Origin of the sequence: Blautia sp. AF19-1, from assembly GCF_003479155.1 — a bacterium.
Classification (GTDB): domain Bacteria; phylum Bacillota; class Clostridia; order Lachnospirales; family Lachnospiraceae; genus Fusicatenibacter; species Fusicatenibacter saccharivorans.
This window is the reverse complement of the sequence record NZ_QUGQ01000021.1, coordinates 1-26680: the sequence shown is the minus strand read 5'-3', so window position 1 is coordinate 26680 and position 26680 is coordinate 1. Positions and strand designations below refer to the sequence as shown.

The 26680-nt window shown below is 48.7% G+C and carries 34 protein-coding genes and 2 pseudogenes; 30 read left to right on the top strand and 6 right to left on the bottom strand.

The window, feature by feature from the left end:
- Positions 1-77 precede the first annotated feature (77 nt).
- From DWX26_RS17280 to DWX26_RS13360, 4 genes and pseudogenes are all read left to right on the top strand, one after another.
- Positions 78-806: pseudogene (locus DWX26_RS17280) on the top strand (type IV secretory system conjugative DNA transfer family protein); the annotation flags it as partial.
- A gap of 90 nt (positions 807-896) precedes the next feature.
- Positions 897-2777: a recombinase family protein gene (locus DWX26_RS13370; RefSeq protein WP_112091025.1), complete on the top strand. Its 1881-nt coding sequence runs from the start codon at positions 897-899 to the stop codon at positions 2775-2777.
- Between the two features lie 26 nt (positions 2778-2803).
- Complete coding sequence (locus DWX26_RS13365; protein WP_112091024.1) at positions 2804-3157, top strand: TnpV protein; 354 nt, start codon at positions 2804-2806, stop codon at positions 3155-3157.
- 16 nt (positions 3158-3173) lie between these two features.
- Entirely contained in the window at positions 3174-3473 is a 300-nt protein-coding gene (locus DWX26_RS13360) for a hypothetical protein (RefSeq protein ID WP_112091023.1), read from the top strand.
- Positions 3474-3500: 27 nt separating this feature from the next.
- On the opposite strand, the gene DWX26_RS13355 is transcribed toward DWX26_RS13360, so the two are convergent.
- Positions 3501-3869, bottom strand: a complete 369-nt coding sequence (locus DWX26_RS13355; RefSeq protein WP_118601609.1) for a helix-turn-helix transcriptional regulator — start codon at positions 3867-3869, stop codon at positions 3501-3503.
- A 235-nt stretch (positions 3870-4104) separates the two neighbouring features.
- Between DWX26_RS13355 and DWX26_RS13345 the strand changes: the two genes are divergently transcribed.
- The 10 genes from DWX26_RS13345 to mobQ all read left to right on the top strand — a co-directional run bounded on the left by DWX26_RS13345 (position 4105) and on the right by mobQ (position 11481).
- Complete coding sequence (locus DWX26_RS13345) at positions 4105-4653, top strand: RNA polymerase sigma factor (RefSeq protein WP_118601608.1); 549 nt, start codon at positions 4105-4107, stop codon at positions 4651-4653.
- Positions 4650-5423, top strand: coding sequence for a hypothetical protein (locus DWX26_RS13340; protein ID WP_112091019.1), 774 nt, complete (start codon positions 4650-4652; stop codon positions 5421-5423). The genes DWX26_RS13345 and DWX26_RS13340 overlap by 4 nt, the downstream gene beginning before the upstream one ends.
- Entirely contained in the window at positions 5408-6283 is an 876-nt protein-coding gene (locus DWX26_RS13335) for an ABC transporter ATP-binding protein (RefSeq protein ID WP_118601607.1), read from the top strand. The genes DWX26_RS13340 and DWX26_RS13335 overlap by 16 nt, the downstream gene beginning before the upstream one ends.
- The gene (locus DWX26_RS13330; RefSeq protein ID WP_118601606.1) at positions 6276-7382 is read left to right on the top strand and encodes a hypothetical protein; all 1107 of its coding nucleotides are present in this window, start codon (positions 6276-6278) and stop codon (positions 7380-7382) included. Before DWX26_RS13335 ends, DWX26_RS13330 begins: the two co-directional genes overlap by 8 nt.
- 5 nt (positions 7383-7387) lie before the next feature.
- A complete protein-coding gene (locus DWX26_RS13325) occupies positions 7388-7561 on the top strand; it encodes a cysteine-rich KTR domain-containing protein (protein WP_081026450.1) in 174 nt (57 codons plus the stop codon).
- 526 nt (positions 7562-8087) lie between these two features.
- Positions 8088-8501 (top strand): RNA polymerase sigma factor, encoded by a 414-nt coding sequence (locus DWX26_RS13320; RefSeq protein ID WP_112091016.1) that lies wholly within the window; start codon positions 8088-8090, stop codon positions 8499-8501.
- 103 nt (positions 8502-8604) lie between these two features.
- Positions 8605-9057 carry an RNA polymerase subunit sigma-24 gene (locus DWX26_RS13315; RefSeq protein ID WP_112091015.1) on the top strand — a complete coding sequence of 151 codons (453 nt, stop codon included), beginning with the start codon at positions 8605-8607 and terminating at the stop codon, positions 9055-9057.
- A gap of 10 nt (positions 9058-9067) precedes the next feature.
- Positions 9068-9529: an RNA polymerase sigma factor gene (locus DWX26_RS13310; RefSeq protein WP_009296689.1), complete on the top strand. Its 462-nt coding sequence runs from the start codon at positions 9068-9070 to the stop codon at positions 9527-9529.
- A gap of 28 nt (positions 9530-9557) precedes the next feature.
- Positions 9558-9848: a DUF3847 domain-containing protein gene (locus DWX26_RS13305; RefSeq protein WP_112091014.1), complete on the top strand. Its 291-nt coding sequence runs from the start codon at positions 9558-9560 to the stop codon at positions 9846-9848.
- Positions 9849-10035: 187 nt separating this feature from the next.
- Positions 10036-11481: a MobQ family relaxase gene (gene mobQ, locus DWX26_RS13300; protein ID WP_118601605.1), complete on the top strand. Its 1446-nt coding sequence runs from the start codon at positions 10036-10038 to the stop codon at positions 11479-11481.
- Between the two features lie 77 nt (positions 11482-11558).
- Here the strand turns inward: mobQ and DWX26_RS13295 are convergent, their stop codons facing one another.
- Both DWX26_RS13295 and DWX26_RS13290 read right to left on the bottom strand, forming a co-directional pair.
- A complete protein-coding gene (locus DWX26_RS13295) occupies positions 11559-11849 on the bottom strand; it encodes a type II toxin-antitoxin system YafQ family toxin (protein WP_002596328.1) in 291 nt (96 codons plus the stop codon).
- Positions 11846-12124 (bottom strand): type II toxin-antitoxin system RelB/DinJ family antitoxin, encoded by a 279-nt coding sequence (locus DWX26_RS13290; RefSeq protein WP_005924829.1) that lies wholly within the window; start codon positions 12122-12124, stop codon positions 11846-11848. Before DWX26_RS13290 ends, DWX26_RS13295 begins: the two co-directional genes overlap by 4 nt.
- A gap of 126 nt (positions 12125-12250) precedes the next feature.
- Between DWX26_RS13290 and DWX26_RS13285 the strand changes: the two genes are divergently transcribed.
- From DWX26_RS13285 to DWX26_RS17275, 9 genes and pseudogenes are all read left to right on the top strand, one after another.
- Positions 12251-12649: a cysteine-rich VLP domain-containing protein gene (locus DWX26_RS13285; RefSeq protein ID WP_118601604.1), complete on the top strand. Its 399-nt coding sequence runs from the start codon at positions 12251-12253 to the stop codon at positions 12647-12649.
- A gap of 113 nt (positions 12650-12762) precedes the next feature.
- Entirely contained in the window at positions 12763-13497 is a 735-nt protein-coding gene (locus DWX26_RS13280) for a phage replisome organizer N-terminal domain-containing protein (protein WP_118601603.1), read from the top strand.
- Complete coding sequence (locus tag DWX26_RS13275) at positions 13494-14357, top strand: ATP-binding protein (RefSeq protein WP_118601602.1); 864 nt, start codon at positions 13494-13496, stop codon at positions 14355-14357. The genes DWX26_RS13280 and DWX26_RS13275 overlap by 4 nt, the downstream gene beginning before the upstream one ends.
- A gap of 64 nt (positions 14358-14421) precedes the next feature.
- Positions 14422-14595: a transposon-encoded TnpW family protein gene (locus DWX26_RS13270; RefSeq protein ID WP_425459037.1), complete on the top strand. Its 174-nt coding sequence runs from the start codon at positions 14422-14424 to the stop codon at positions 14593-14595.
- Between the two features lie 35 nt (positions 14596-14630).
- Entirely contained in the window at positions 14631-15038 is a 408-nt protein-coding gene (locus tag DWX26_RS13265; RefSeq protein WP_442857769.1) for a hypothetical protein, read from the top strand.
- 75 nt (positions 15039-15113) lie between these two features.
- Positions 15114-15704, top strand: a pseudogene (locus DWX26_RS13260) (VirD4-like conjugal transfer protein, CD1115 family); the annotation flags it as partial.
- Between the two features lie 97 nt (positions 15705-15801).
- A complete protein-coding gene (locus tag DWX26_RS13255; protein WP_055219871.1) occupies positions 15802-16179 on the top strand; it encodes a TnpV protein in 378 nt (125 codons plus the stop codon).
- Between the two features lie 14 nt (positions 16180-16193).
- The gene (locus DWX26_RS13250; protein ID WP_055219873.1) at positions 16194-16376 is read left to right on the top strand and encodes a hypothetical protein; all 183 of its coding nucleotides are present in this window, start codon (positions 16194-16196) and stop codon (positions 16374-16376) included.
- A gap of 12 nt (positions 16377-16388) precedes the next feature.
- Positions 16389-16691, top strand: coding sequence for a hypothetical protein (locus DWX26_RS17275; protein ID WP_055219875.1), 303 nt, complete (start codon positions 16389-16391; stop codon positions 16689-16691).
- An 80-nt stretch (positions 16692-16771) separates the two neighbouring features.
- Here DWX26_RS17275 and DWX26_RS13240 read toward each other — a convergent pair whose 3' ends face one another.
- The gene (locus DWX26_RS13240; protein ID WP_055266762.1) at positions 16772-17620 is read right to left on the bottom strand and encodes a helix-turn-helix domain-containing protein; all 849 of its coding nucleotides are present in this window, start codon (positions 17618-17620) and stop codon (positions 16772-16774) included.
- A 175-nt stretch (positions 17621-17795) separates the two neighbouring features.
- On the opposite strand from DWX26_RS13240, the gene DWX26_RS17270 reads away from it, so the two are divergent.
- The 7 genes from DWX26_RS17270 (at position 17796) to DWX26_RS13205 (ending at position 24450) form a co-directional block, all read left to right on the top strand.
- A complete protein-coding gene (locus tag DWX26_RS17270; RefSeq protein WP_226906287.1) occupies positions 17796-18275 on the top strand; it encodes a hypothetical protein in 480 nt (159 codons plus the stop codon).
- Complete coding sequence (locus tag DWX26_RS13230) at positions 18259-18564, top strand: hypothetical protein (RefSeq protein ID WP_055222220.1); 306 nt, start codon at positions 18259-18261, stop codon at positions 18562-18564. The genes DWX26_RS17270 and DWX26_RS13230 overlap by 17 nt, the downstream gene beginning before the upstream one ends.
- A gap of 474 nt (positions 18565-19038) precedes the next feature.
- Entirely contained in the window at positions 19039-20283 is a 1245-nt protein-coding gene (locus DWX26_RS13225; RefSeq protein WP_055266764.1) for a hypothetical protein, read from the top strand.
- Entirely contained in the window at positions 20280-20984 is a 705-nt protein-coding gene (locus tag DWX26_RS13220) for a CHC2 zinc finger domain-containing protein (protein WP_055266766.1), read from the top strand. The genes DWX26_RS13225 and DWX26_RS13220 overlap by 4 nt, the downstream gene beginning before the upstream one ends.
- Entirely contained in the window at positions 20944-22302 is a 1359-nt protein-coding gene (locus DWX26_RS13215) for a virulence-associated E family protein (protein ID WP_055221981.1), read from the top strand. The genes DWX26_RS13220 and DWX26_RS13215 overlap by 41 nt, the downstream gene beginning before the upstream one ends.
- 267 nt (positions 22303-22569) lie before the next feature.
- The gene (locus DWX26_RS16930) at positions 22570-22737 is read left to right on the top strand and encodes a hypothetical protein (protein WP_164468434.1); all 168 of its coding nucleotides are present in this window, start codon (positions 22570-22572) and stop codon (positions 22735-22737) included.
- Between the two features lie 72 nt (positions 22738-22809).
- Positions 22810-24450 carry a recombinase family protein gene (locus tag DWX26_RS13205; RefSeq protein ID WP_055221983.1) on the top strand — a complete coding sequence of 547 codons (1641 nt, stop codon included), beginning with the start codon at positions 22810-22812 and terminating at the stop codon, positions 24448-24450.
- 198 nt (positions 24451-24648) lie between these two features.
- Here the strand turns inward: DWX26_RS13205 and DWX26_RS13200 are convergent, their stop codons facing one another.
- Both DWX26_RS13200 and DWX26_RS17745 read right to left on the bottom strand, forming a co-directional pair.
- Positions 24649-25671 (bottom strand): hypothetical protein, encoded by a 1023-nt coding sequence (locus DWX26_RS13200; protein WP_055221986.1) that lies wholly within the window; start codon positions 25669-25671, stop codon positions 24649-24651.
- Positions 25672-25688: 17 nt separating this feature from the next.
- Entirely contained in the window at positions 25689-25895 is a 207-nt protein-coding gene (locus tag DWX26_RS17745; protein ID WP_334291862.1) for a DUF6199 family natural product biosynthesis protein, read from the bottom strand.
- Positions 25896-26680 lie beyond the last annotated feature (785 nt).

Below are 26680 nucleotides of genomic sequence, written 5' to 3'. Positions count from 1 at the left end.
AACGCAGACCCTTTGCACTTTGCACTTTCGCACTTTCACGATAATTTGCGTCAATAACTCAAAAAAGCACTTGACAAAACGCTTCATGGGGAACCCGTGAGGATATTGCACCTTACGTTGATCCTGTATTTCAGAACAATGTGATTCTGACGAAAACGGAGAGCCTGACCATGAACAGCCGCCCCAAGGACCCCAAGACTGCCAGAAACAAAAATGTACTGGTGATTGGCGGCTCCGGTTCCGGTAAGACCCGATTCTGGCTGAAACCCAACCTGATGCAGATGCACAGCTCCTATGTTGTGACGGACCCGAAGGGAACAATTCTGGTGGAGTGCGGAAAAATGCTCCAAAGGGGTGCGCCCAAGCTGGGGAAGGACGGAAAGCCCATGAAGGATAAGCACGGCAAGGTCATTTATGAGCCGTACCGAATCAAGGTCCTAAATACCATCAACTTCAAGAAGTCCATGCACTATAACCCTTTCGCCTATATCCATAGCGAAAAGGACATCTTGAAGCTGGTAACAACGCTGATCGCCAATACCAAAGGCGAAGGCAAGGCCGGAGACGATTTCTGGGTCAAGGCGGAAACATTGCTGTATTGCGCGTTGATTGGATATATCCACTATGAAGCTCCGGTGGAGGAGCAAAACTTCTCCACCCTCATCGAGTTCATCAACGCCATGGAAGTCCGGGAGGATGACGAGGAGTTCAAAAATCCTGTAGACCTGATGTTTGATGCACTGGAATCGGAAAAGCCAAACCACTTCGCTGTGCGGCAGTACAAGAAATACAAGCTGGCGGCGGGTGATATATGCTCTAAGTGACTTCTTAATCATGATTTTGTCATGGTTAGTGAAGCAATCACTTAGAGCATTTTTGTTTCAGGAGGTACAGCTATGAGAAACGAAAAAATCACCCCACTGTACGAGCGCCTGAGCCGGGACGATGAGTTACAGGGCGAGAGCAATTCCATATCCAACCAAAAACAGATGTTGGAGGATTTTGCTCGCCGGAACGGGCTGCCAAATCCTACGCATTTTACAGATGACGGTATCTCAGGCACCCGGTTTGACCGCCCCGGATTTTTGGCGATGATGGAGGAAGTGGAGGCAGGGCGTGTAGAGGCAATCGTCATCAAGGACATGAGCCGGTTAGGACGCGACTATCTGAAGGTCGGTCAGGTTATGGAGGTTTTGCGGCAGCGTGGTGTTCGTCTGATTGCCATCAACGACGGTGTAGACAGTCTGAAAGGTGATGACGATTTTACCCCGTTCCGCAACATCATGAATGAATTTTACGCCCGTGATACCAGCCGGAAAATCCGCTCTGTGTTTAAGTCAAAAGGCATGAGTGGTAAGCACCTGACAGGCACCGTGATTTACGGCTACTTATGGGACGAAAAGCGGGAGCATTGGCTGGTAGATGAAGAAGCCGCCGAAGTGGTACGCCGTATCTTTTCCCTCACGCTGGAGGGATATGGGCCTTATCAGATTGCTTGCAAACTATCCACAGACCGGATTGAAATTCCTGTCGTACACCTTGCCCGCTTCAACGAGGGTGTGAACCGTTCAAAGCCGGTCAAAGACCCCTATGGATGGGGATCATCTACCATCGTGAACATTTTGAAAAAACGAGAGTATTTAGGGCATACCATCAATTTCAAGACCCGCAAACACTTTAAGGACAAGAAAAGCCACTATGTTTCTGAGGACGAATGGACGATCTTTGAGAATACCCATGAAGCCATTATCGACCAGCAGACCTTTGATATGGTGCAGAAAATCCGCAGCAATGTACGGCGTTATCCAAACGGCTGGGGCGAAGCGGCTCCCCTCACAGGTTTGCTCTATTGTGCCGATTGTGGCGGCAAGATGTATGTCCACCGCACCAACAATGGCAAGCGGATTTCTCAATATACCTGTTCCAATTATACCAAAGTTCCGTGTGGGACACTATGCCCTACACAACACCGTATCAATGAGAGTGCTATCCTGACATTGGTTTCTGACACGCTCCGGGCTATCGCTGAATATTCCAAAAATGACCGGACGGAATTTATTCACGCCGTTCAGGAAACGCAGGTTGCCCAACAGAGTGCCGATATAGCGAAAAAGCGCAGGCGTCTGGCCGCTGCTCAAAAGAGATCCGGAGAACTGGAAAAACTGATTTGCAAAATCTATGAGGACAACGCCCTCGGCAAGCTGCCGGATGCACGATATAGGGCACTTGATGCACAGTATGCCAAAGAGCAGGACGCACTTGAGATTGAAATTGCGGAGCTGGAAAAGGCTGTTACCGGCTACGAGCAAAGCCAGAAATCAGCGGAGAAATTTATAGCCTTGATTGATAAGTACGAGAATTTTGACACTCTGACAAACACCATGCTCAACGAGTTTGTAGAGAAAATCCTTGTCCACGAACGCGCCCGAAAAGGCACCCAGGACACCACGCAGGAAATTGAAATCCACTTCAATTTTTTAGGACGCTATATCCCGCCATCCTTACAGCCGGTTCCTTTAACTCCAGAGGAACAGGAAGAATTGCGGAAAAAAGAAGAACGCAAGGACAGGCTCCATCAGAACTATTTGAAGCGGAAAGCCAGCGGTGCACAGAAACGGTATGAGGACAAAATCAAGGCGAAGAAAAAAGCGGAAATGGACGCTAAGAAAGCCCTGATCCGGGCTGAGGATATGAAAAAAGGTGTTTTTTCTACTATCGGTCAGCTACCAAAAGAAGAACCGCGCAAAGGCAGCATAGCAGCCAGCGCAGCAGTCTAATCATCACGAAGCAAAGGAGAATGAATATGAGTAAGTTGACTTACATTCGTTGTGGAGATTATGATATACCCAACCTAAAACTTTCTGAACAGCCGGAAACTTCTATCGGCAAGTACGGCAGAATGCGAAAATCCTACCTAAAGGAACATCGCCCCATTCTCTACAACCATCTGCTGATGAGCGAGAAGCTGTATCCACACCTGTTAGAGATTGAGCGGACAGCACAGGGGCGTGTGGAAACCATGTTGCCTCACATGATGGAGACTGCGGGTGTCACGGAAGAACTGAAAGCCTGTGACCCTATGCGTTGGGTGGGGTTGATGAACACATTAACGGCACAGATTGAGGAAATTTTAATCAGGGAACTGATTTGCAGCTGAATGGGAGGTGCGGGAAATGCTGACCTTTGAAAAGATTTTGAAAGTGTTTCAGGCATATCTGGATGATGATCCACTGTATGAGGTGGTTCAGACCAGCCACGGTTATACATTGATGGCATGGGAACCCCACCGGAATGACTGGTACAGCGCTGAAATACAGAAAACCCCGGAGGATTTACGGAACGCTTTGTTGGGTACATACGCCAACTTTCTGGAAGATAAGATTACTGGAAATGACCGTGACCTAACTGTGACAGAAACTGGAGAAATTCAGCAGAGATGCCGGGAACTTTTGGAAAAATGCTGGGAAACTTGATATAGAAACGCCAGAAGGAGGCCGCGATTATGCGTCCTCCTTCTGCTTCGCAGTCTGTTCCATTTTGAGCGCCCCGTCTATGGCACCTTCAATAATCGTCAGGTATTGTTCAGGACAGAGCTTCAGCTTGTGGCTGACCCGCTGCCGCTGATCGCTTTCTTCCCGCATGATCTCCGGGTTAAAATATCGCTCTACGGGAAGTCCGCAGACCTTAATCAACTGGATCATCACAGGCAAGCTCGGAATCGCACCTTGATTCTCAATGTTGGCAAGATACCGCCATTCAATCCCAACCATTTCTGCCAATGTTTTTCGTGCAAGACGCTTTGCCTCTCGTGCGGCTTTGGCATCTGCACCAAAGGTTTCAAAACCGGGACAATCTTCAACTTTCGCCATATAACATCACCCAGTTACATTGTATAATTCATACTTTGCCCGTGGAATGTTGCTATATGCAGGTTGGTTGAAGTTTATAATTCATATATTACATCTTATATTTTTCAAGAACAGGAATTACAATAGAATGGAAATAAAAAAAGTAAAAGAAATAATTCTAAAGTTAAATCCTTTTGGGTTATTCAGTTGTATATTAAGTGTAAGGCGTTTTACACATGGAAGGCGGTGACAAGGTATCGAAGATTTCATACTAATAAAAAAAATCCAGTCGGGTGACACAGATGCATTTGAGATAATTGTCCGAAAATATTATCAGTCAATTTATCTATTTTGTTGTCGGCGATTGAACGGCGATCCAGATACCGCCGTAGATATTACACAAGATGTTTTCTTGAAATTGTTGGAGAAGATTCAATCAGTACGAAAGATAGGGAAATTTCAAAACTACCTGCTAACGATTGCTGTTAATACCTGTAACAATTATACTAAGAAAGCAAAACCCCTGTATATGGATTTAGAAACTCTTGAAGATATAGAAGATACTGATAATGCCTTTGAAAAAATTGAGCTTAACGAACTTAAAGCGCAAGTTCAATATGCAATCAACACATTACCGGACTATCAAAAAGAGGTCATCATTTTACGATTTTATTATGATTTGAAAATCCGAGAGATTGCAACCATTACAAAAGCGAGTGTTTCTACTGTAAAATCTAGGCTCCAACAGGGGATTAAAAAACTGGAACGATATTTGGCTGATTTTAGAGGAGGCGATAATGTATGACCCAAAAACAAAATGGTGTATTAGAATGGTTGCAGAGTTGTGAAACGCCTGCTCCATCTGAACCTAAAATTGAAGCAGTAATCGTAGCTGGAAAAAGTTACATGAATAGTTCTGAATTCAATAAAAATTCAATGCGAGATATTATATTGAACCAACTTCAATTTCTGCCGCTTTCTTTCTGGATTATTCAAATAATACTCACTATATGTGCAGTATTATTAGCATGTATCCTGGGCCAATGGAGGGTTCCATTTTATTATCCATTGACAATCCTTGCAGTTATGGTTCCATTCCTTGCGTTATTAGGTGCAATAGAAATATCTAAAAGCAACATCTATGGTATGTGGGAAATTGAACAGTCTAGTAGAACAACGCTGGTAAAAATTATAGCAGGTCGTATGCTGATTATTGGAGTAATCAACCTTTTCCTAATAACAGTCATTTTAATTTCAATGGCATATATTTACCAGAAATCAATGATTGAAATGGTGTTGTATGGTTTGATTCCGTTTAATATTTCTTGCACTTGTTATCTTTTTATATGTGCGAAAAGCAGGACAAACGATAGCTTGTATCATTTAATTGCTTGTATGATTTTTCTTTCTGGAACATTTTCTCTTGTACTTCATCAGCGATTTATTTTTGAAGCGTCTATGTTCTGGGGATGGATTGGATTTTATGTGTTATCCATTATCCTATTAGGGAAAACACTTCAACTGTACTTGAAAAAAGAAAAAATGATTGGAGAATTGATATGGAACTTACAATAAATGATCTTTCAAAAGAATATGGAAGAAAAAAAGCTGTAAATCATTTCAGCGCAAAATTAACAAATGGTGTTTATGGTCTACTCGGGGCAAATGGTGCGGGCAAGACAACTTTGATGCGAATGATTTGCGATGTCCAAACTGAAACGAAAGGAGCAATTTTTTTTAACGGGAAAAACATTCATGATTTGGGCGAGAAATATCGTAATATCTTAGGCTACCTGCCACAAAATTTTGGCTATTATCCTAACTTTACAGCGTATAAATTTTTGATGTATATCTCTGCAATAAAGGGGATGCCGCCTAAAAAAGCCCATAATCGCACAATGGAGCTGTTGCAGGTTGTTGATCTGCTCACACAGAAAAACGAAAAAATCAAAACTTTTTCCGGCGGTATGAAACAACGCTTGGGAATTGCTCAAGCATTACTAAACGATCCCCGTATTTTGATTTTGGATGAACCTACAGCTGGACTTGACCCGAAAGAGCGGGTGCGGTTTAGGAATCTGATTAGTTCTTTGGCAGAAAATAAAATTGTAATTTTGTCCACTCACATTGTTTCTGATGTTGAATATATCGCAAATGAGATTCTGATTATGAAAAATGGCGAGTTAATTCAACATGGTTCTCCAGAAGAAATTTTGAAGCCGATTGAAAAATGTGTTTGGGAATGTGATGTATCTCGAAAAGAGGCCGAAGAATTAGAATTGAACTATGTAACAGCAAATCTGAAACATAATAATGGTGCAGAACGGCTGAGGATTATTTCTCAAGAAGCACCATGCAGAACCGCTTGGAATGTTGATCCAACATTGGAAGATTTGTATTTATACTATTTTGCGGAGGTATCCGAGCATGAATGAAATGATAAAAGCAGAACGAAATAAAATATGTTCGAGAAAGCAAACACGAATGTTGTTTTTAGCTGGTGTGGTTCTTATCGTTGCCTATTTTTTCTTTTTTCAATTTAATTATCAAAATGTTTTCTATGATTATGACCTTGAAAAAATGGCATTAGCAAGCGGTTTTACAGCCATTGAACAACGGAAGGAAGTAGCAGAAATATTTGAAGGAAAACTCTCTCAAAATACATTACTTACTATGCAAGAAAAAATCGACCAAGCAAAACAAGCAACTGTTGGACAAGATGAAAATTCTGCTTTTTCTGCTGTTCATGTTTATCGTGACCAAGCGGCGATTCTGGAATATTTGACAAATTCTGATGGTAGTTTTAAGTCACTCGAAACAGCATATCCAAATAGTCCAACTGTGACTTTAGGATATTGCGATGGCTGGGATAAGCTATTATCTGGAATGGGGAGCATCTTGTCCATAATGATATGTTTAATTGTTGTAATCACTCTATCTCCTGTTTTCTCAGAAGAGTATGCACTTCATACAGATAGCATTATTTATTCGGCTCGGTATGGCCGAACCAAACTCACAACTTCAAAAATTATAGCGGCCTTGGAAGTTGTAATTGGCACATACCTCTTGTATTTACTGCTAAATTTAGTTCTGTATGGCTGTACCTATGGGTTACAGGGGTGGAATGTAAGCATTCAATCTTCATTATATTATGCTTCTTCAATATATAATTTGACCTTTTTGCAAATGTTCTTTATCTCTGTAATATTGAATATTTTGGGGATTGTAGCCTTGACAACTATTACATTGTTTTTAAGTGCTCAAATGAGTTCTCCTGTTACAGCGCTTATTACTTCTTGCGTCATCTGCTTCTTGCCAGTTGTGTTTGATTTTAATGATAGCCTTCCTGTTTTACAAAAAATGCAGGAAATTTGCCCGATTTTTATGCTTCATGCAAACGGTATATTTTCTGATATGAAAACATATTTCGGTATGAGCCAGCCGGTCTTTATGATCATCCTTAATGTTGGATTGATATTCGTATTTTATAGACTAACAAAAAATATATCAAAGAAACATCAAGTTACGGGGTAATTTTGATGAAAGAGACAAGTTGGGTTAGTTGTCCTATATGCCATAATAAAACCCGAATAAAAATACGAATTGACACGGAATTAAGGAATTTCCCCTTGTTCTGTCCAAAATGTAAACAGGAAACGCTCATTCATGTAAAGCAACTGAATATATCCGTTATTAGAGAGCCAGACGCATAGACGCAGAGCCGATAACACGCAGGCTAACATGACTGCTGTTATCGGCTTTTCATATTCTTTTAAACCTGCCCCGCCTAATGGGGAAAGAAAAAAACCGTAGCTGGGCAGGTTGATTTTGTGCGCTTACTCTAGATACCCTGGCGGCGGTTTTGAGAAATCAGAGCCGCCGTTTCTTTTCGTCTACCCTAAACCAACGACGACCTAACACCGTGTAAATCCACGGCGGCACATAGGAGGATTGCCGCCGTGTCTATTTTTGCCTTTTTTCACAGTCCCCATGACCTGCACCAGCTAAAAAAAGCCTGTTCCCAGCAGCGGAGCAATGCGGTCAGAAGTATGCACTATACCATGTAACTAAACAGCAAAATATACTCTATTACGCTCGTATGGCTTTATGCCGTCCGGGCGCTTTTTTGTCCCTGTGGAGCCGTAACATCGGGCCAGCATGGCCCGAACTTTATCCCCGGTGCCGCTCCCCGCCGCCTCATTCAGATTTACCAAAAAAATCTGAATGGAGGAAAGGCAGATGGAAGTTACCATCAATTATAACGGACAAGCTGTGGCCGTGGAGGTCACGCTGGAAGTCTATGAATTTCTTGACCGGGCCGATCACAAAACGGAGAACCTGTTCCATGAACAGCGGCGGCATTGGGATGGCCGGGAGTTTGACGAGTACATCATTACCACCGAAGGCGTAGGAGCCTACGGAGAAACGCCGGAAGAATATCTTTGCCACATGGAAACGCTGCATGAGCTGATGGCTGTTCTGGACACCTGTACTGAGGCCCAGCGCCGCCGGTTCCTGCTCTATGCGCTTGAGGGACTGAGCCTTGCAGAGATTGGTGTGCTGTGCGGCTGCTCCAAAGTGGCTGTGTATCAAAGTGTGGAGGCGGTCAGAAAAAAATTTATAAATTTCTTTGAGAACAGGCTTAACGAATGACCTGTTTTCTGGCTACCAAGTGAAAGGGATCATTTCCCTTATCTCAGCGAGGGGCGGACAGCGGACGAGCTGTCATCCTCTCCGATTTTCAGGAGGTAAGCCTATGAAAACAATCAATCTGCGGTGGATGTATCCCCACTACCGGCATGACGAGTTTGTGGATGTTACAGACGAGGTATGGGCAGCGATGTATCAGGCCAAGCGGGAGATGGAGAACTATGAGCGTCGGAAAGTCTACCACCGCGCCTACTACTCTCTGGACGCATACAGCTGGCTGGAAAATTACGCGCTGGAACACAGCAGATCGCCGGAAGATATTTTGCTGGAACGAGAAGAAATGACCACCCGCCTGCACCTGATTGCAGCTCTGCCGGTGGCTCTGGCTCATGCCACTCCGACACAGGCCCGCCGTGTTCACGCCTACTACATTGCCGGTATCAAGCAGCCGGAAATCTCCCGGAGAGAGGGCGTCCACAGCAGCAAGGTCAGCGTTGCCATCCGCCGGGGGCTGCGGAATATGCGCCGCTGCTATGATGACCTTTTTCAAACAGAGTGAGGGCGTGCCTATGCAGACCATCAATCTCAAACAATATTATCCATTTTGCAAAGAGGACATTTTTGTGGAGGTGTCCGATGAGATCGTCGAAGCGTTTCTTCTGGACAAGAGAGCCGAGGCCGCCAGAGATCGCAAGATGTTCCGGTATAAGGCGTTTTATTCCCTCGATTGTAACGATGGAATCGAAAATGCCGCCATCGGCTGGGCGCAGCCATCGCCGGAGGACTACCTGATAGAAAAAGAAGAATTAGCCGAATACGAAGAATTGATACGGCGATTGTACGAAGCCATTTCTTCCCTGCCGCCTATGCAGGCTCGCCGTGTCCATGCCCGCTATATGCTGGGTATGAAAGTGAAAGATATTGCCGCAATGGAGGGTATCACGCCATCACAGGCGGGAAAATCCATCCATGCCGCACTGCGGAGGCTGCGCCGGTACTTTGCTCGACAGAAATGGACGGTCAATCTATGAGTATTTCCAAAGAAAAGAGGTGCCTGACATGAACGAAAAAATTACAGCCCACCATCAAAAAGAAGAACGGGAGAAAGTCCTGAAGGAGATTCGGCAGCTTGAAAACCGAAAGAAGATTTTGGAGAACAAGCAGTGGAACGAAGAACGCAGGGTTCGCACCCGCCGCCTGATTGAGCGCGGAGCCGTTTTGGAGGGGATTTTCCCGTTGGCTCCTGACCTTTCCGGCGCAGAGGTCAAAGCATTTCTGATTACCCTGTCCCATCTTCCGGGGGCTGCGGAATTGACTGCAAACCTGCCAAAATCCGGGGACACGCCATAAGTCCCTTGTTTACAAGGGCGCACTTATACACCGTTGCCGGTGTCGTGCGCCCTGCCGGGGGCTGTTGCGCTCTCCGAGCGCGATGGGGCGCTACACTCCCCAAACCCCTTGTGCGCTCTGCGCAGCCAGACACCCACTTTGCGTTTGTCCGGCTCCACAGAGCCTGTTATCCCCCCACTGAAAGGAGGTGTTCCCCATAGATTTCTGTCATATCCCCATCAGTATCATCAAGCGCAGCGCAGGCCGTTCTGCTGTTGCCGCAGCTGCTTACCGCAGCGGAACCAAGCTGACAAATGAATGGGACGGCATGACCCACGACTACACCCGGAAAGGCGGCATTGTTCATGCGGAGATCATGCTGCCTGCCTACGCCCCGCCGGAATTTGCAGACCGTTCTATCCTCTGGAACAGCGTGGAGCAAATTGAGAAAGCAAGGGACAGCCAGCTTGCCCGCGAGATCGAGGCAGCCCTGCCCCGTGAACTGTCCGGCGAACAACAGCTTGCCCTTGTGCGTGCCTATGTGAAGGACAACTTTGTAGACAAAGGAATGTGCGCCGACTTTGCTATCCATGACAAGGGAACCGGCAACCCTCATGTCCATATCATGCTGACGCTCCGGCCTCTGAAAGAAAATGGACAGTGGGGCGCAAAGTGCCGCAAGGCATACGATCTGGACGAGAATGGACAGCGTATCCCGGATGGGAAAGGCGGCTGGAAAAATCATCGTGAGGATACAACCGATTGGAACGATAAAGGAAATGTGGAGATTTGGCGGGCAGCGTGGGCAGCCTACACCAACCGGGCGCTGGAATCTGCCGGTAGACCGGAGCGCATTGACCACCGCAGCTACAAGCGGCAGGGCATTGATAAAATCCCATCTGTCCATCTGGGGCCAGCCGCCAGCCAAATGGAAAAGCGCGGTATCCGCACCGACAAGGGAGAAGTAAACCGGCAGATCGCCGCCGACAACAAGCTGCTCAAGGAAATCAAGGCTCGCATTACCCGCCTTTACAACTGGTCTAAGGCCGAAGCCGAAAAGCCGGTGGGACAGCAGCCCAGCATGATTGACTTGTGGGAGGCCCAGCAGCAGCTCAAGCGGCCTGACACCCGCACCGGCAAAATCCGGGCTTTGCAAGAAAGCGCTGCACTATTCAGCTTTTTACAGGCAAACGGCATCCAGTCTATGCAGCAGCTTCATGAAAAAATCGCTGATATGAACAGCTGTTACTATGACCTGCGCGGAAAGATCGTCAAGGCCGAGCGCCGGATCACTATCCTTACCGAGCGCGGGGAGATGTGGGCGCAGTACAACCAGTACAAGACTGTCCATAAGCAGTTTGCCAAGGTGAAGCCGGAGAAGCGGGAACTGTTCGAGCAGCGCCACAGCCGGGAACTGATTCTGTATGACGCAGCGGCCCGGTATCTGAAAGAACTGAAAGACAGCGGCGAGGCAATCACCCCGAAGGCATGGCAGCGGGAAATTGACCAGCTGGCCGCTGGAAAGCAGGCGGACACGCTTGCCATGAAATCCATGCGGGAGGATTTGAAAGCAGTGGAACGGCTCCGCAAAACCGCCGAGCAGCTGTCCAGACAGGAACGGGACAAGTCTCACGACCGGGAGCCGGAGCGGTAAGGGCTACCACGTTTCACGACATACTTTTGCACACAGAAAAACCGCCGTACAGGTTTCCCCATACGGCGGCAGACTGTTTATTTGCCGAACAAGTCGCTGTGTGTGCCGGTGCGGGCCAGCGTCAGCACCAGAACATCATCTTCTATGCGGTAGACAAGCAGCCAGTCCGGGAGAATGTGACATTCCCGATGGCCTGCCCAATCGCCGGACAGGTCATGGTCACGGTTCTTATCCGGCAGCGGTTCGCCCATCGCCAGCAACGCTACGACCTGCTCCAGCAGTTCGATCTTCAAGCCACGCTTGATGGCTCGTTTGTAGTCTTTTTTGAAACTGGTCGTGTACTTGACGGTATATTTGGTTTCTTTCATCTTTTCAGGTCAGCAAATAACTCGTCAAGGTCATTGTAGCCCTTTACAGACGGGTCTTTTGCAATCCTTTCCGCTTCCAGCATGGCAGCAACCGTTTCTTTGTTCGGCTGTTCCAGCCTTACTTCAAAGGGAATGCCGCCTTCACGAAGCGACTGGCGCACAAAGATGTTAAACGCCGTAGTCAGGTTCATGCCAAGTTCAGTAAACAGTGCGTCCGCCTGTGCTTTCAAATCTGCGTCCATGCGGATACTGATGTTTGTGGTATTTCCAGCCATACGATCAACCCCTTTCTGCTGGCAATTATAGTATATGCCATTTGCACGAAGAAAACAATACTTTGCACGAATATTTAATAATAAATTCATTCAAGGAGGTTGCCGACTTTATGAAAGAAATCATTTATGAAGAACAACAAGACTGAACCTATCCCCGTCATGGATTACCGCCAGTATCGCAGAGTGCGGAGGCTGGTGCATGAGTGCTGTAACTACATCGACGGAAACTGTATCGCCCTGGACGATGGGGAGGAATGTGTCTGTGTCCAGTCTATTTCCTACTCCCTGTTGTGCAGGTGGTTTCGGGCGGCGGTATTGCCGCAGGATAAGGAACTGGAAACGGCGCTGTTCCACCGGATGAATGCGAAGAGGTGCGCCGTATGTAGGGCGCTGTTTACCCCCGGTTCCAACCGGGCCAAATACTGCCCGGAATGTGCCGCACGCATGAAGCGGATCAATGCCGCAAAGCGCAAGCGGAAACAACGGGAGAAATGTCACGCTTTAGGGGCTGAAAACCCCTTGTAAATCAAGGCTTTTTTCGAGGGTGTCAAAGGCAGGCTGATAGATTTATCCTCTGACCCCTAAAACGGCCTTAAAATGCGTACAGAATCCCAAGAGAAACCCCAAGGAGGAAACCTATGTCAGATAATCGAAAATATTATTACCTGAAACTCAAAGAAAACTATTTTGACGATGATTCCATCGTGCTGCTGGAAAGTATGCAGGATGGTGTGCTGTATTCCAACATTCTGCTCAAGCTGTATCTGAAATCGCTGAAACATGGTGGACGGCTTCAACTTGACGAGGACATTCCTTACACGGCGCAGATGATCGCCACCATCACCCGCCAGCAGATCGGCACTGTGGAGAGAGCCTTGCAGATCTTTTTGAAGCTGGGTCTTGTGGAGGTGCTGGACAGCGGCACATTCTACATGAGCAACATCGAACTTTTAATCGGCCAGTCCTCTACCGAGGCTGAGCGAAAGCGGGCTGCGAGGCTCCAAAATAAGGCTCTTTCTGCGCCCCGGACAAACGGCGGACATTTGTCCGACATTCGTCCACCAGAGATAGAGATAGAGTTAGAGAAAGAGATAGAGATAAAGAGAGAGATAGAGAAGGGACACCCCGCCCCCGCCTATGGCCGTTACCAGAATGTTTTCCTGACGGACGGGGAACTGGCAGACTTGCAGGCCAGCTTTCCTGCTGTATGGGAACAGTACATCGAAAAACTGTCCGAGTACATGGCTTCTACCGGCAAGCGTTATCAGAGCCATGCAGCGACCATCCGGCGCTGGGCCGGTGAGGACGCGAAGAAAGCAGCCCCGCCCACCCGCAACCGGGATTACAGCGTAAAGGAGGATGAAACTGTATGATTGAGATTACCGCAGAAATCCGGGCATTCATCGACAAGGCAGCTGCCGGTGTGGAATTGGCTGAGGACGAGTATATAGACCCGTCAGACGGGCTCATTCACTGTAAGAAATGCGGCAGCCAGAGGCAGACCGTTGTGCCATGCTTTGGGAAATCCGGCTACTTTATGCCGCGCTGCATCTGCCAGTGCCAGCGGGAAGCTGAGGAGCAGCGCAAGGCTGCTGAAGAACGGCAGCGCCGTATGGAGCGTATCAAACGCCGAAAGGCACAGGGCCTGCAAGACCGCTATCTCTATGACTACACCTTTGCCAACGACAACGGCCAAAACCCATTGATGGACAAGGCCCGCGCCTATGTGGAGAACTGGAAGGAGGCATATAAAAACAACACCGGCCTGCTGTTGTTCGGGGATGTGGGAACCGGCAAGTCTTTTTTCGCCGGTTGCATCGCCAACGCCCTGCTTGACCGGGATGTGCCGGTGCTGATGACGAACTTTCCCACCATTCTGAACCGCCTGACCGGGATGTTCTCTGAGGACAGGGCCGACTTTATCGCCAGCTTTGATGAGTACGACCTGCTTATCATTGACGATCTGGGTGTAGAGCGCAGTACCGAATATGCTATGGAGCAGATGTTTTTCGTCATCGACAGCCGCTACCGCAGCCGCAGGCCCATGATTATCACAACAAACTTGAAACTGTCCGAGCTGAAAAACCCGCCTGATCTGGCCCACGCCCGTATCTATGACCGTATTTTGGAACGGTGTGCGCCGATTCTTTTTGACGGGAAGAATTTCCGGGAAGAAAATGCCGGTGCTACCCGACAGACAGCAAAAGACATTGTAAACAGTAAGCAAGACTGATTTTTTACCGGGCGGCACAGACCCGTTCGGAGAAAGGAGCGCCATGAACAGAGAACCCCGTACTATGCAGGTGGCAGACGCCGCTACTGCGTCCAGAGCGCCGAAAAACACGCCAGCGATGGTAAAGAAAATCGGCAAGACAACCTACAAGGTTCATGTCCATTTCAGCAATACCAGCACAGAAACCATGAGCGATAAAATCAAGCGTATGCTCAAAAATGAAATTCAGCAGATGTGACAGACTGATAAACGAAGCCGCCTTGTGCTAAACTGATAATGGTACGCACCAAAATTTTTGTCAAGGAGGATACGAAAATGCTTTACACAGAAAAAGAAAAACATGAAATTGATCGGGTAAAGGAGGTCTTTGCGGAACATCTGCGGCAAAGCCCTGATTTTGAACTGCTCTGGTCGGACAAGGTAGGCTATGTCTGGCTGACGATTGGCGTAAATCCTGTCTATGTGGATACCGGCATCAGGATAGAATCAGCCGCCGATCTCTGCGGCAGGTGTTTGGACGATGTTGCTATGGATGTTTTGTATATGACGGGCAACGATCATGCACTGGAAGCAGCCGACCCGCTGGAATTAGCCGAAATCAAGCGGCGCTGGGAGCCATATATCAACCAGCTGCCAGACTATGCGTATCTCTGCAAAGACCTGCTGAACGGAAAAATGTAATCTATCAAACGAGGTGTCAGGAGCCATACGGTGCTTCTGGCACCTTTTTTGTGAATTTGATTAAAAAGTCCTTGACAATTCGTCTCTGGCAAAACCGCTAAGTCGATTTTGATTTCCTGCGGTGCGCGCCTTGCCGTATTTGATATTGCAGAGTTGCGCGAGGTCACAGCTTATGACGAGCTGGAACTGGATACTCTGGGAGACCAGAAAACTGCTCTGTTCCTCATTATGAGTGATACAGATGATAGCTTTAACTTCCTGATCTCCATGTGTTATACCCAGCTGTTTAACCTGCTCTGCGAAAAAGCCGACGATGTGTATGGCGGCAGGCTCCCAGTCCATGTGCGCTGTCTCATTGACGAGTGCGCCAACATCGGGCAGATTCCGAAGCTGGAAAAGTTGGTGGCCACGATCCGAAGCCGTGAGATCTCAGCCTGTCTGGTGTTGCAGGCACAGAGCCAGCTCAAGGCAATTTACAAAGATAATGCCGATACCATCATCGGCAATATGGATACTTCCATCTTCCTGGGTGGCAAAGAGCCAACAACGCTGAAAGAGCTGGCGGCTGTTCTGGGAAAGGAGACCATAGACACTTACAACACCGGAGAGAGCCGGGGACGGGAGACCTCCCACTCGCTCAACTATCAGAAATTGGGAAAAGATATGCCATACTTGTTCGTGAAGAGTTCAGTTGCCTTGAATTTATCATGAACAGGGACACGATCAACTGGATTCTGAAATAACTGAATACAGGAGGTCGAACATGGAGCATTTACCAAAGAAAATCCATCAAAACGGAATCAGCTACACGCTGGTGGGAGACTACTACATCCCCGATCTGGAGCTACCGGAGGAAAGCCGCCCCATTGGGCGGTGGGGCCGGATGCACAAAGCGTTTCTGCAAGAACACCGGCCCGGCCAGTACAATGCCCTGCTTCTGTCGGGAAAACTCTGGACATATCTTGCTGACCTGAACGAACAGGCCGCTGACCGGCTGGCGTGTATCGTCTCGCAGATGCAGGAGGCGGAGGGTGTCACCGAGGAACTGAAAGCCCGTGACCAGCTTGCGTGGGTCGGGGGCATGAACAGCATTCGCAGCCGAGCAGAGGAAATCATCCTCTCTGAGATGATTTTTGTTTAAGGAGGTGCCTGTCTATGAGATACCGTATCGAATACGCCGATGGGCGTTATTGTAACTTTGCCAACGGCAGGGCTGAGCTGCTGAAATGGCTGAAACTGCTGAAGCAAGAGGAAATCTCCGACATCCGCAAAGTATATAAAAGCGGTGTGTCAGATTCCGTCCTGGAAACATACCGGAATTATATCCGCCCAGCATAAGGAGGGGCGCTTATGGGTACAGATATAGAAAAATTGGTTGATTTGATGATTCAGGAGCGGATGCAGAGCCAGTTTGCTAAGTGGCGGGAGGCAGAAACCGGCACGGAGAAAAAAGAGGACTGCCTTCGCTTGGAAAACGAGTATGAAAAAGCAATCAGCGCATTGTCTGAGGAACAGAAGGACGCTGTAAGACACTACTGTGATTCTATTTTCGATTCTGGTGCAGAAAGCGAGTGCTTCTTTTACCGGCTGGGCCTCAAAGATGGCATCCGTCTCTGGAAGTTTATGAAAAAGCTGATGAAAACGGTCAGCTAACGGATGTATAACCACATATTTTATTCCGCCCACAAACGGGTCGAAAGCCGTCCAACGGTACAGATTGGGCGGCTTTCCTGTTATCTGCGTTTCTTCCGCTTGGGCGCATAGTACGGCTGCGGCTTGGCCTTTCCTCTCATGTTGTTGGGATTTTTGAGCATTTTGGACAGGCTCAGTATCCGCAAAAATGCAGAGAAGTCCTCTGAGGAAATCTTCTCGAAGGGTATCTGCATTCTGTCGCAAAATTCGTGGATTACCACTTCCTCTTGGCTGCCCTGTTCGAGCGCCTGTTCAAACTTTTCCTTGACGTCATCCAGCGTGGGCTGCGGGTCGGCGGTGGTCTTGTCCTTGCGGTGTGCTTCCCGGATGTCCCGGACGATGCTGTCCAGATCATCGTGCATGACATGGCTGTAAAAATCGCTTTCCTGCACCTGCCCCAGTTCCAGCGTCCGCATATAGAGGTCATCCTCTCCGGGCGCATACTTGCTCATGACGGTCTGCCGGGTGGCCTCCAACACCAGATTCATCTGCTCCACCCGCATATTGGCGATCTGGTCGATGCAGATTTCCATATCTATCATCAGCCGCCGGAAATTCGGGTGGGCAGCCAGTTCGCAGAGAAGCCGGTTGTTGATTTTGCCGCTGCTCAAAAGTTCCACCATATCATCACTCAGATGCAGAGATTGAAGTTCTGTGTTTGGGTGATTTTTATTTTCCGTCAGCCCCATCAGATAGTCGGTGGACACGCCGTAAAAGTCCGCCAGCGTTGCAATCGCAAACGGGCTGATGTCCTTGTAGTCATCGGTTTCGTATTTTCCCAGCGCGGATTTAGACAGGCCGGTCTGCTCCGCCAGTTGTTCCAGCGTCAGGTGCTTGTCCACCACCCGCAGGTCTTTGAGCCGCTCCGGGATTGTCAGCTTTGCGTACATCCAAAGCCCCCTCTCTCGTTATCTTTTTCAGTGATTACACCCATTATAGCACGATTCCATAAGCGTGGAAATATGCGGATTTCGAGCGTTTTTCCGACGTTTTGGATATACGGGAAAGGGCCTCTTTTTTCGGTAAACTGGTTCTTGCAGACAGGCACAGAACCTTGAAAATCGAATGACCGGCTGCAAGGGGTATGGCCTCCGGGGAAGTGACGCCAGGACAGAAATCGAGCACACCAAAGAGGCCGATACGCCGGGAGAAATTCCGGGCAGGAGCGGCTTGCAGGCAGACCGGCGGACAGGAAACAAGTTTATCATGCGGGGCGCATGGCTCCGCAGCAAAGAAATGGAGGAAATCATTATGACACTGAGTATGAAAGAAAAGAAGATTCTCTACGCTTACGGCTGTCTCAGCCACCACAATACGGTGACACGGCTGAAATGGCTGACGGCTCTGACGGTTGACCCGGAGGCCAAACGCCGGATGCTGGGGCTGGCCCGGAAGGTGGAGACGGAGATGAACGAAAGCTGGTACGAGGATTTTTATCACCATCTGCGCATGGAGATGGACGAGTACCGCCGTCTCAAGCGCAACCTGCGTGTGCTGAAATCTTACACCGATTATGAGGAGGATCTGTATGAAGAAGCTGTCTAAGTATGAGAAAGAAACCATCATCAACTGGAACGAGGCGGAGAACCTTGCCAGCGTCTACACCTTCAACGCCAGCTTGAAGCGCAGGCTGGCTGATTTCAGCCGGAAGTACCCACTGTTGTGCCGGTTGGAGCGCAGCACGCCGGAGGGCAGCGTGACCTATGTGCTGGACAAGTCCCGGCTGTCGATCCGGCTGGTGCCTCCGTACAGCGAAGAACGGAAAGCCGCCGCAAGGGAGTACGCAAAGGAGCATGGCTTTCAGGTGGTGGTAACGGAAGAAAAAATCGCCTAAAATCGGGGTGTTTACGGGAAAAATGACGGGTCTGCACCCGATGTTTTGACCGGCAATCCCCGCAGGCGTATTCCGTATCCACTCCCCGCCTATGGGCGCAAATGTGTGGATACGGAGCCGGTGAAACTGGCAAACACCGTTCCTGCGGTGGAAGCCAGCTTCGCCGGTGCGGAAGTACAGAGGGCGGCCAGCCCTTTGTGGCGGGGTGCAGGGGCGGCAGCGCACTGCTGGGGTCAAGGGGCAACGCCCATTGGCAGGTTAAGGGCGGCAGCCATTATCGGGTCAAGGACGAAGTGCCTTGGCAGGTTGAGGGCAGCCGCCCCATCGGGTCAAGGGTGAAACGCCTTGCCCAGGGAAAGTTGATGCCTGCGTCAACTTGTATTGGGTATTACCTGACGCAAAATTCGCAGGATTTGCGGCTTCGTCGCCCCTTCCCCGGCCCCAGAACATCTTCGCAGGAAGGAGGAAATCTGTTTGAAACTGACACGACACAATGGACGCTCCGGCAAGCATGGCACCTATAATCCCCGCCACAATGACCGCCGGTTCGATGTGGAGAACAGCGAACACATTGACGCAGAACGGGCAAGGCAAAATGTCTACTGGGACTGCTACCGGGGCTTTACCACCCATGAGTTCCGGGAGAACCCGGAGCAGCCGGATTTCAGCTTTGAGGAAATCGAGCGGATGTATTACTACGAGCATTACGGCGGCTATGTGGAAGCTCAGAACGCCCGGAATGAGAAAACCCGGCACACCGAGCGCAACCGCACTGTGGAGGACTTGCTGAAAAACAACAAGACCTGCCCGGAGGAAAGTATCTACCAGATCGGCACGATGGGAGAATCCGTCTCGCCGGATACGCTCTTTTCCATCGTCAATGAGTTTTATCAGGAATTTGAGCGCCGCTTCGGTTCCCATATCCACATCCTGGACTGGGCGCTCCATCTGGACGAGGGGACGCCCCACATCCATGAGCGGCACGTCTTTGACTGTGAGAACCGCTATGGGGAACTGTGCCCCCAGCAGGAAAAGGCGCTGGAAGAACTTGGCATCCCTCTCCCCAACCCGGAGAAGCCCAAAGGCCGGAACAACAACCGCAAGCAGACCTTTGATGCGGTCTGCCGGACGATCCTGTTTGACATCGCCAGACGGCATGGGCTGCATCTGGATCAGGAGCCATCCTACGGCGGGCGGGACTATCTGGAAAAACAGGATTATATCCTGATGAAGCAGAAGGAGCAGCTTGCGGCGCAGGAGCAGAAGCTGGAAGAACTGACGCTCAAAATCGAGGACGTGGAGACGCTGTTAGATGATGTTTCCGATGCGGCCTATGACAAGGCGGTGGAGGTGGTGACCGATACCGTCCGGCAGGAGACACACAAAGAAGATATTCGTCTGATCGAGGAAACGAAAAAGTGGGTGCTTTCGCCGGAGCGGAAGGCCCCGAAGAAGGAGCGTGACTACGCTGCCGCCCGTCTGGATGGAGTGATTACCAAAATCAAACGGGTCATGCAGAACGCCCTGGCAAAAATCCAGAAAACTCTCATGCAGCCGGAGGTCAAGAAGGCCGGTAAGGAGCAGATTAAGGAGAAGGCCAGAGAATCCATCCGGGAGAAGCTGGCGAAAGGCAGGCTGAACGCTGACCGAGATAACCGGGAACGCTGGGAACGTGAGGGGCGGATTGCTCCGAAAAAGAAACACGATATGGAGTTATGAGGCACCTGATTTTCTGCGGAAACGGGTGCTTTTTTCTCTGCCTGGAGGTGAGAAAATCGAATATATTTGAAGCGGTGAAGGAGTCTGTCACCACAAGGCAGGCTGCGGAATATTACGGGGTGCAGGTTGGCAGGAATGGCATGGCCTGCTGTCCCTTCCATGATGACAAACATCCTAGTATGAAGATTGACCATCGGTTCCACTGCTTTGGCTGTCAGGCAGATGGGGATGTGATTGATTTTACCGCCCGTCTGTTTAGTCTGAGCAGTAAGGAGGCGGCGCTGAAGCTGGCGGAGGATTTCTCTGTCCACTATGACGCCAAAGGCCATGACCCGCCCCGCAGGAGGCCGGTCAAGCGAAAAATCAGCGAGGAACTGCGTTACCGGCAGGCGGAGCAGAAATGTTTCCGGGTGCTGTGCAATTACCTGCATCTGCTGGAACGCTGGGAGAAGGAATACGCCCCGCAGACGCCGGATGAAGCGTGGAATCCGCTGTTCGTGGAGGCCCTGCAAAAGAAACCGTACACGGAATATCTGCTGGATATTCTCTTGTCCGGCAGCATGGAGGAACGTGCTTCCGTGGTCGCTGAGTATGGAAAAGAGGTGAGGAAGATTGAGCAGCGAATATCAGAGTTTACCGCTAGCCACCCGGCAGGCCGCCATGAGCGCAGCCGAAGCCTTAGCGCCGGAGCGGAGCGTTGATGAGGTGCGGGAAAGCCTGTCCGTCACCGAGAAGGGCCAGCCCGCCAACACCATCGGCAACTGCCGGACGGTGTTCTGCCATGACCCTCTCCTGCGTGGGGCGATCCGCCTGAACCTTTTGACTGACCGGGTGGACATTGTACAGGATTTAGGCTGGCGCAGGAATACCAGTGCCCTGACGGATACGGACGTGAAATATCTGCTTCTCTATTTTGAGCAGACCTATGGCCTGACCAGTGAGAAAAAGATGACGGCGGCGCTCTCCATCGTGGCGAATGAGAACTGCTACCATCCCATACAGGACGTGCTAAACGGCCTTGTCTGGGACGGGACGCCCCGCATCCGCTCCTGTCTCCATCATTTCTTAGGTGCGGACGAGAGCGACTATGTGGAGGAAATGCTGAAACACTTTTTGCTGGGGGCTATCCGGCGGGTATTCCGCCCCGGCTCCAAATATGAGGAAATGCTCTGTCTGGTGGGCGGTCAGGGGGCTGGCAAGTCCAGCTTCTTCCGCTTGCTGGCGATCCGGGACGAGTGGTTCAGTGACGACCTGAAAAAACTGGACGATGACAGGGTGTATCTGAAGCTGCAAGGACACTGGATTATCGAAATGTCGGAGATGCTGGCTACCAGCAGCGCCAAAAGCATTGAAGAAATCCGCTCCTTTATCAGCCGCCAGAAGGAAACCTACCGGACGCCCTACGAGGCCCAGCCCAAAGACCGGCTGCGGCAGTGTGTGTTCGGCGGTTCGTCCAACACACTGGACTTCCTGCCCCTTGACCGGGCCGGAAATCGGCGCTTTTTGCCGATCATGATTTACCCGGAGAATGCAGAGGTTCACATTTTGGAGGACGAGGACGCCTCCAGAGCCTATCTTTTACAGGTCTGGGCGGAGGCCATGACGATTTACCGCAGCGGCCACTACTCTATGAAGTTCAGCAAGTCCATCCAGCGCCAGCTGGTGGAGGTGCAGAAGGATTTCATGCCGGAGGACACCGAGGCCGGACAGATACAGGGCTTTCTGGAACACTACACCGGCAGCATGGTCTGCTCCAAACAGCTGTTCAAGGAGGCGCTGGGCCACACCTACGATGAGCCGAAGCGGTGGCAGCTGCACAATATCAACGAGATCATGAACACGGTGGTGACGGGCTGGAAACCATTCTCCAATCCCCGGATGTTCACCGGATATGGCAGGCAGAGGGGCTGGGAACGGGACGTTTCCGGCAACGAACTGCCCGGCAACGAAGATGGATTTGTGGAGCTGACCGAGGAAGAATGCTGCCAGCTGGAACTGCCGAAGGAGTGGATCGCATAAAATTAGCGGTCTGTTGCCGGGATGGTTGCCACTTGGTTGCCGGGTTTGTTGCCGGGGATTCTCCGGTCTGGATACGGAAAAAGCCTGTAAATAAGGTATTTTCTAATATCTATCTCTATCTCCGGCAACGAAAACAACGAGATTTTTCAAGAAAATTGATAAAGTAAGATTTGCAGGTCAGACGGTAGTTTACAGGTTTTCAGAGGTTCGTTGCCGGACTTCGTTGCCAGTGCTGCCGTCTGGCCTGCTACTCTATGGAGGTAGCCTATGGAAAAAAGCAAACAGCAGAAAAATAAAGTCCGTTTTGTGGTGGTGCGGGAGTTCTCCGGGGAGAAGTCCATGCGGGAAGCCTTTGAGCAGCTGATCGAGCGCCAGACCTGCGAACACTTCGAGGAATGGCTGGAACAGCGGGAAATGGCCGAAAACGCTGCGTAAAAACGGTTGATTCAGGGGCAGGGACATGGTACTATAATGGTATCGTGTCCCTGTTCATAGAAGGAGAACGCTATGAGCAGGAAAAAACAAGTCTATGAGAAAATCACCGCTCTCTACTGCCGCATCTCTCTGGATGACGGCGGCGACAACGAGAGTATGAGCATCAGCAACCAGAAAATCATGCTTCGGGACTTTGCTGAAAAGCATGGAATGTTCCAGTATGAATATTATGTGGATGACGGCTATACGGGCCGCAATTTCAACCGCCCTGCCTTCCAGCGCATGATCGCTGACATTGAGGCGGGGAAGATCGGCTGCGTCATCACCAAAGACCTATCCAGGCTTGGTAGGAACTATATTGAAGCTGGCAGCTATATCGAAATCTTTTTCCCCAAACACAATGTACGCTATATCGCCATCACGGACGGCGTGGACAGCCTGACCCGTCAGGAGATGGACATTACGCCCTTTAAGAATATCCTGAACGATATGTACAGCCGGGATATTTCTAAAAAGGTGCTGGCAGGCATCACCACCCGCTCCCGGCAGGGGAAGTTCTGCGGAGGGACGCCGCCCTTCGGCCTGATGCGTGACCCGGAGGACAAGGGGCATCTCATCATTGACCCTGAGACAGCGCCAATCATCCGCAAAATCTATGACTATGCCCTTGACGGGCTGGGCTGCATGAGGATTTCCAAACGTCTGATGGAAGAAAAAATCCCAATCACCCATGTCAAAGCCAACACGGAGTTTGACGCCAACTATTATTTCTGGGGCGGAGCCAGAATCAGTCACATCCTGAGAAATCCATTCTATAAGGGCGCACATTTGGTCTTTCGGACGCATCAGAAAGGCATCCGCTCCAACACCTATGACATTATTCCCCGTGACCAGTGGGAAGTGATCGAGGGCTGCCATGAGGCCATTGTGACGCCGGAGGAATGGGAACAGGTGCAGGAACTCATTGACCGCAGGCCGACCATTCAGGGGAATTCCTGCCCCTTTTATAATCTGTTCCACGGTCTGGTCTACTGCGCCACCTGCGGGAAGTCCATGCAGGTGCGGTATGAGAAAGTGGGCCGAACCGGGAAGAACCGCTTCACCGGCGAAATGCGGGAGCCGATTGACAAGGCGTACTATATCTGCCAGACCTACAACCGCATGGGCTGCAAGGTCTGTTCCAGCCACAAGATAGAGGCCAGGGATTTATACAATCTGGTGCTGAAAGACATTCAGGAACTGGCGGCGCAGGCTATGAAGGATGCCGATGCGTTCTACCAGCGGCTCAGCCGCCGGATGGAGCACCGGTATCTGGTGGACGCCTCCCAGACAGAAAAGGAACGCCTGCGGCTGGAAGCCCGAAATCAGGAAATTGACGGGATGTTCCTGAGCCTGTACACCGATAAGGCCAAAGGCATCCTGACCGAGCAGCGGTTTGTGAAGCTGACGGCGGCGCTGGAACAGGAGCAGGAATCCAACCAGAAACGCCTGCATGACCTGGCAATGATGCAAGGTCGTGCCGATGCGCAAGAAAGCGAAGTCCGCACTTTTATCAAGGAAATCCGGCGCTATGCCGCCATCGAGGAACTGGACGAGGCGGTGCTGAACCGGCTCATTAGCCGGATTCTGATTGGAGAAATCAAGAAGATTGATGGTCAGAGGACACAGGAGGTTAAGATTATTTACAATTTTGTTGGGGAAATGTCAAGGTAGAATTTAGACGCTAAATACTTTTAATTTATATCAAAAGTGATACAACAATTTTCTTTTAATGCTATCAGGCAATAAAGTTATTCCTTTGGCCAGAGTAAAAGGGATAACTTTATTTTGCTAAAGCATACTAAAAAGGGCGCGTTGCAGAAAATTATCCGCAACACGCCCTCTTCTATAAGTCCTTATGTCAAAATCAAATTATTGGTAATCTTGAATATTGGGATAAGCGGCACCGTTATTATGCGCGTAAGCTGCTTCAAAGTAGTCGAGGCTTTCAAAAGTAATGCCCTGATAGTTTCCGACATTCAACACATCAAAAGTTAGATTCAGAACATCACCAGCGGAATATTGGTCAAGAAGATTTCCTGCAAATTTCCATCCTATGTTTTCCTCATAAGTATCCTCGGTAAAATAAAATGTAGTCGCATCCTCAGTCGCATCATAACTAATGTCAATAATTATATCAGAGAAATGAACTTGATCTCCAGCATTAAAGTCTTTGAGATAATCTACAGTTTTTCCATCAGCAGGATTAATAAATTGAGCATTAAGTTGTGTCATATCAACAACCTCTGGAGGAAGAGAATTAAGTCTGTAAGATTCTGCAACAGAGAATTGATAAACTCTGTTATTATCCCCAAAGTAAAATCCATCTTCCGTCATAGGAACACTTGAACGAGCATTGGCATTGTAATAATGGGCATAATACAACTGCCATTTGTATGTCTCAGTTGAAACAAACTGTGCTTTCCATGTACCAGAACTGTCTCCTGCTTTCTTTGTATAAAACATATACTGATTTGTACCAGTAGTTGCTTGACTTACCGTATCACCAGAGGCATCTGACAAGATGAGTGCAATCTGTGTAAAAATATCGACAAAGATAATCCTATGTCCATGCATACGGATAGAACCAACGCTGTTATCTACTTCTGGACGAAAATAAACCTCAGGCCCCATATCACCCGTGTTATATTCTATGCTAGGTGAAACAAGATAGGCCCAACTACTATCCTTTTCACTCTGTCCATCGAGATCGATAAGCTTTTCCACATAATCTGAAAGGATAATCCAGCCAATCTTCCACCAATTCACTTTGCTTGCTTCAGCAGAAGAACTGATATTCTCGTTGTCGGCATAAGCAAAAGTAGTGTTAGAAAAACTTATGCACATAACCAAGGAAAGAGTAAGTGCAACAATCTTACGTGTTAGCTTTTTCATTAAAAGCCCCCCTTCTCTTATAAAACCAAAACAATAATGCAAATGATGGATGCAATAAAAAAGAATACTCCAGCAACCCGCATCAAACCAAGATATAAATCTGTAGGTTCACCGCCTTTTACAGAAAAGAAGTGTTCAATTTTCCATAAAAGTTCCGGCTTAAAAATCATAAAAAAACTTAATAGAAGCAAAAGGATAAGCCATATGTTATCTATGTATAACACTTCCTTTCTGCTAATACTGAAAATTCAAATAAAAAAGCGCATAAGTAGACAAATAATCATGCCTAACTTATGCGCAAATAGAAACAATTTTAATTCTAAGCCTCCAAAGCTGGCAGCGTCGGTAAAAATGCTCCATTATTAAGTTAGGCAACTTAACCTTAAAACAAATCATCGGTCTTACCTCCCAACAATATAAATTTCGACTTTTCACTTTTATTTTATCACCTAAAGCAGAACTTGTCAATGAATTTGTCTAAAATAAGTCGATTTTCTTTTTTGATTATGTGCATTTTTAACTAATAGAAAGAAAGTTGTATTGAGGGCGATTGGTGTTCCTTATTCCATATGTCGGAACTGTATGAAGTGAAAATAGTTTATCCGTTGAAGAGTCACTCCACAGGTTATGCTTGATTCTTTCAAAGTTATGTTTCTATAATATGCATCCGTACTGTCATATTATAATTCACATTATTGGATAATATAAATTGACAAGTATAAGATAAACAGACAAGGAGTCGCTGCCACCCGTAAAACGGGTGGCTCGGGACGCAGGCTTTAAGCCCACTCTACTTGGCCGCGCCTCAAGGCGCTAGCTTTCTCTTTTAGGCTATACTAAAGTTTTTATTTCCCTGGTACAACCGGGGATTTTTTTGCTTCAAGCCGCCAATTAGAACGGCAGCCACAAAGATTTTTCTTTGCGGCTGCCGTTTTCTTGAATTCATCACTTGACAATGTGGCAAAGAGCTGATGAGCCAGGACGAGCTGGCAGTTATGGATGGCGGCAA

Excerpts from the sequence above, each read along its gene's own strand:
- DWX26_RS13370 (WP_112091025.1), top strand. The coding sequence starts at position 897 with ATGAGAAACGAAAAAATCACCCCACTGTACGAGCGCCTGAGCCGGGAC.
- DWX26_RS13365 (WP_112091024.1), top strand. The coding sequence starts at position 2,804 with ATGAGTAAGTTGACTTACATTCGTTGTGGAGATTATGATATACCCAAC.
- DWX26_RS13360 (WP_112091023.1), top strand. The coding sequence starts at position 3,174 with ATGCTGACCTTTGAAAAGATTTTGAAAGTGTTTCAGGCATATCTGGAT.
- DWX26_RS13355 (WP_118601609.1), bottom strand. The coding sequence starts at position 3,869 with ATGGCGAAAGTTGAAGATTGTCCCGGTTTTGAAACCTTTGGTGCAGAT.
- DWX26_RS13340 (WP_112091019.1), top strand. The coding sequence starts at position 4,650 with ATGACCCAAAAACAAAATGGTGTATTAGAATGGTTGCAGAGTTGTGAA.
- DWX26_RS13335 (WP_118601607.1), top strand. The coding sequence starts at position 5,408 with ATGGAACTTACAATAAATGATCTTTCAAAAGAATATGGAAGAAAAAAA.
- DWX26_RS13330 (WP_118601606.1), top strand. The coding sequence starts at position 6,276 with ATGAATGAAATGATAAAAGCAGAACGAAATAAAATATGTTCGAGAAAG.
- DWX26_RS13325 (WP_081026450.1), top strand. The coding sequence starts at position 7,388 with ATGAAAGAGACAAGTTGGGTTAGTTGTCCTATATGCCATAATAAAACC.
- DWX26_RS13320 (WP_112091016.1), top strand. The coding sequence starts at position 8,088 with ATGGAAGTTACCATCAATTATAACGGACAAGCTGTGGCCGTGGAGGTC.
- DWX26_RS13315 (WP_112091015.1), top strand. The coding sequence starts at position 8,605 with ATGAAAACAATCAATCTGCGGTGGATGTATCCCCACTACCGGCATGAC.
- DWX26_RS13310 (WP_009296689.1), top strand. The coding sequence starts at position 9,068 with ATGCAGACCATCAATCTCAAACAATATTATCCATTTTGCAAAGAGGAC.
- DWX26_RS13305 (WP_112091014.1), top strand. The coding sequence starts at position 9,558 with ATGAACGAAAAAATTACAGCCCACCATCAAAAAGAAGAACGGGAGAAA.
- DWX26_RS13295 (WP_002596328.1), bottom strand. The coding sequence starts at position 11,849 with ATGAAAGAAACCAAATATACCGTCAAGTACACGACCAGTTTCAAAAAA.
- DWX26_RS13290 (WP_005924829.1), bottom strand. The coding sequence starts at position 12,124 with ATGGCTGGAAATACCACAAACATCAGTATCCGCATGGACGCAGATTTG.
- DWX26_RS13285 (WP_118601604.1), top strand. The coding sequence starts at position 12,251 with ATGAAGAACAACAAGACTGAACCTATCCCCGTCATGGATTACCGCCAG.
- DWX26_RS13280 (WP_118601603.1), top strand. The coding sequence starts at position 12,763 with ATGTCAGATAATCGAAAATATTATTACCTGAAACTCAAAGAAAACTAT.
- DWX26_RS13275 (WP_118601602.1), top strand. The coding sequence starts at position 13,494 with ATGATTGAGATTACCGCAGAAATCCGGGCATTCATCGACAAGGCAGCT.
- DWX26_RS13270 (WP_425459037.1), top strand. The coding sequence starts at position 14,422 with ATGCAGGTGGCAGACGCCGCTACTGCGTCCAGAGCGCCGAAAAACACG.
- DWX26_RS13255 (WP_055219871.1), top strand. The coding sequence starts at position 15,802 with ATGGAGCATTTACCAAAGAAAATCCATCAAAACGGAATCAGCTACACG.
- DWX26_RS13250 (WP_055219873.1), top strand. The coding sequence starts at position 16,194 with ATGAGATACCGTATCGAATACGCCGATGGGCGTTATTGTAACTTTGCC.
- DWX26_RS17275 (WP_055219875.1), top strand. The coding sequence starts at position 16,389 with ATGGGTACAGATATAGAAAAATTGGTTGATTTGATGATTCAGGAGCGG.
- DWX26_RS13240 (WP_055266762.1), bottom strand. The coding sequence starts at position 17,620 with ATGTACGCAAAGCTGACAATCCCGGAGCGGCTCAAAGACCTGCGGGTG.
- DWX26_RS17270 (WP_226906287.1), top strand. The coding sequence starts at position 17,796 with ATGACCGGCTGCAAGGGGTATGGCCTCCGGGGAAGTGACGCCAGGACA.
- DWX26_RS13230 (WP_055222220.1), top strand. The coding sequence starts at position 18,259 with ATGAAGAAGCTGTCTAAGTATGAGAAAGAAACCATCATCAACTGGAAC.
- DWX26_RS13220 (WP_055266766.1), top strand. The coding sequence starts at position 20,280 with ATGAGGCACCTGATTTTCTGCGGAAACGGGTGCTTTTTTCTCTGCCTG.
- DWX26_RS13215 (WP_055221981.1), top strand. The coding sequence starts at position 20,944 with ATGAGCGCAGCCGAAGCCTTAGCGCCGGAGCGGAGCGTTGATGAGGTG.
- DWX26_RS16930 (WP_164468434.1), top strand. The coding sequence starts at position 22,570 with ATGGAAAAAAGCAAACAGCAGAAAAATAAAGTCCGTTTTGTGGTGGTG.
- DWX26_RS13205 (WP_055221983.1), top strand. The coding sequence starts at position 22,810 with ATGAGCAGGAAAAAACAAGTCTATGAGAAAATCACCGCTCTCTACTGC.
- DWX26_RS13200 (WP_055221986.1), bottom strand. The coding sequence starts at position 25,671 with ATGAAAAAGCTAACACGTAAGATTGTTGCACTTACTCTTTCCTTGGTT.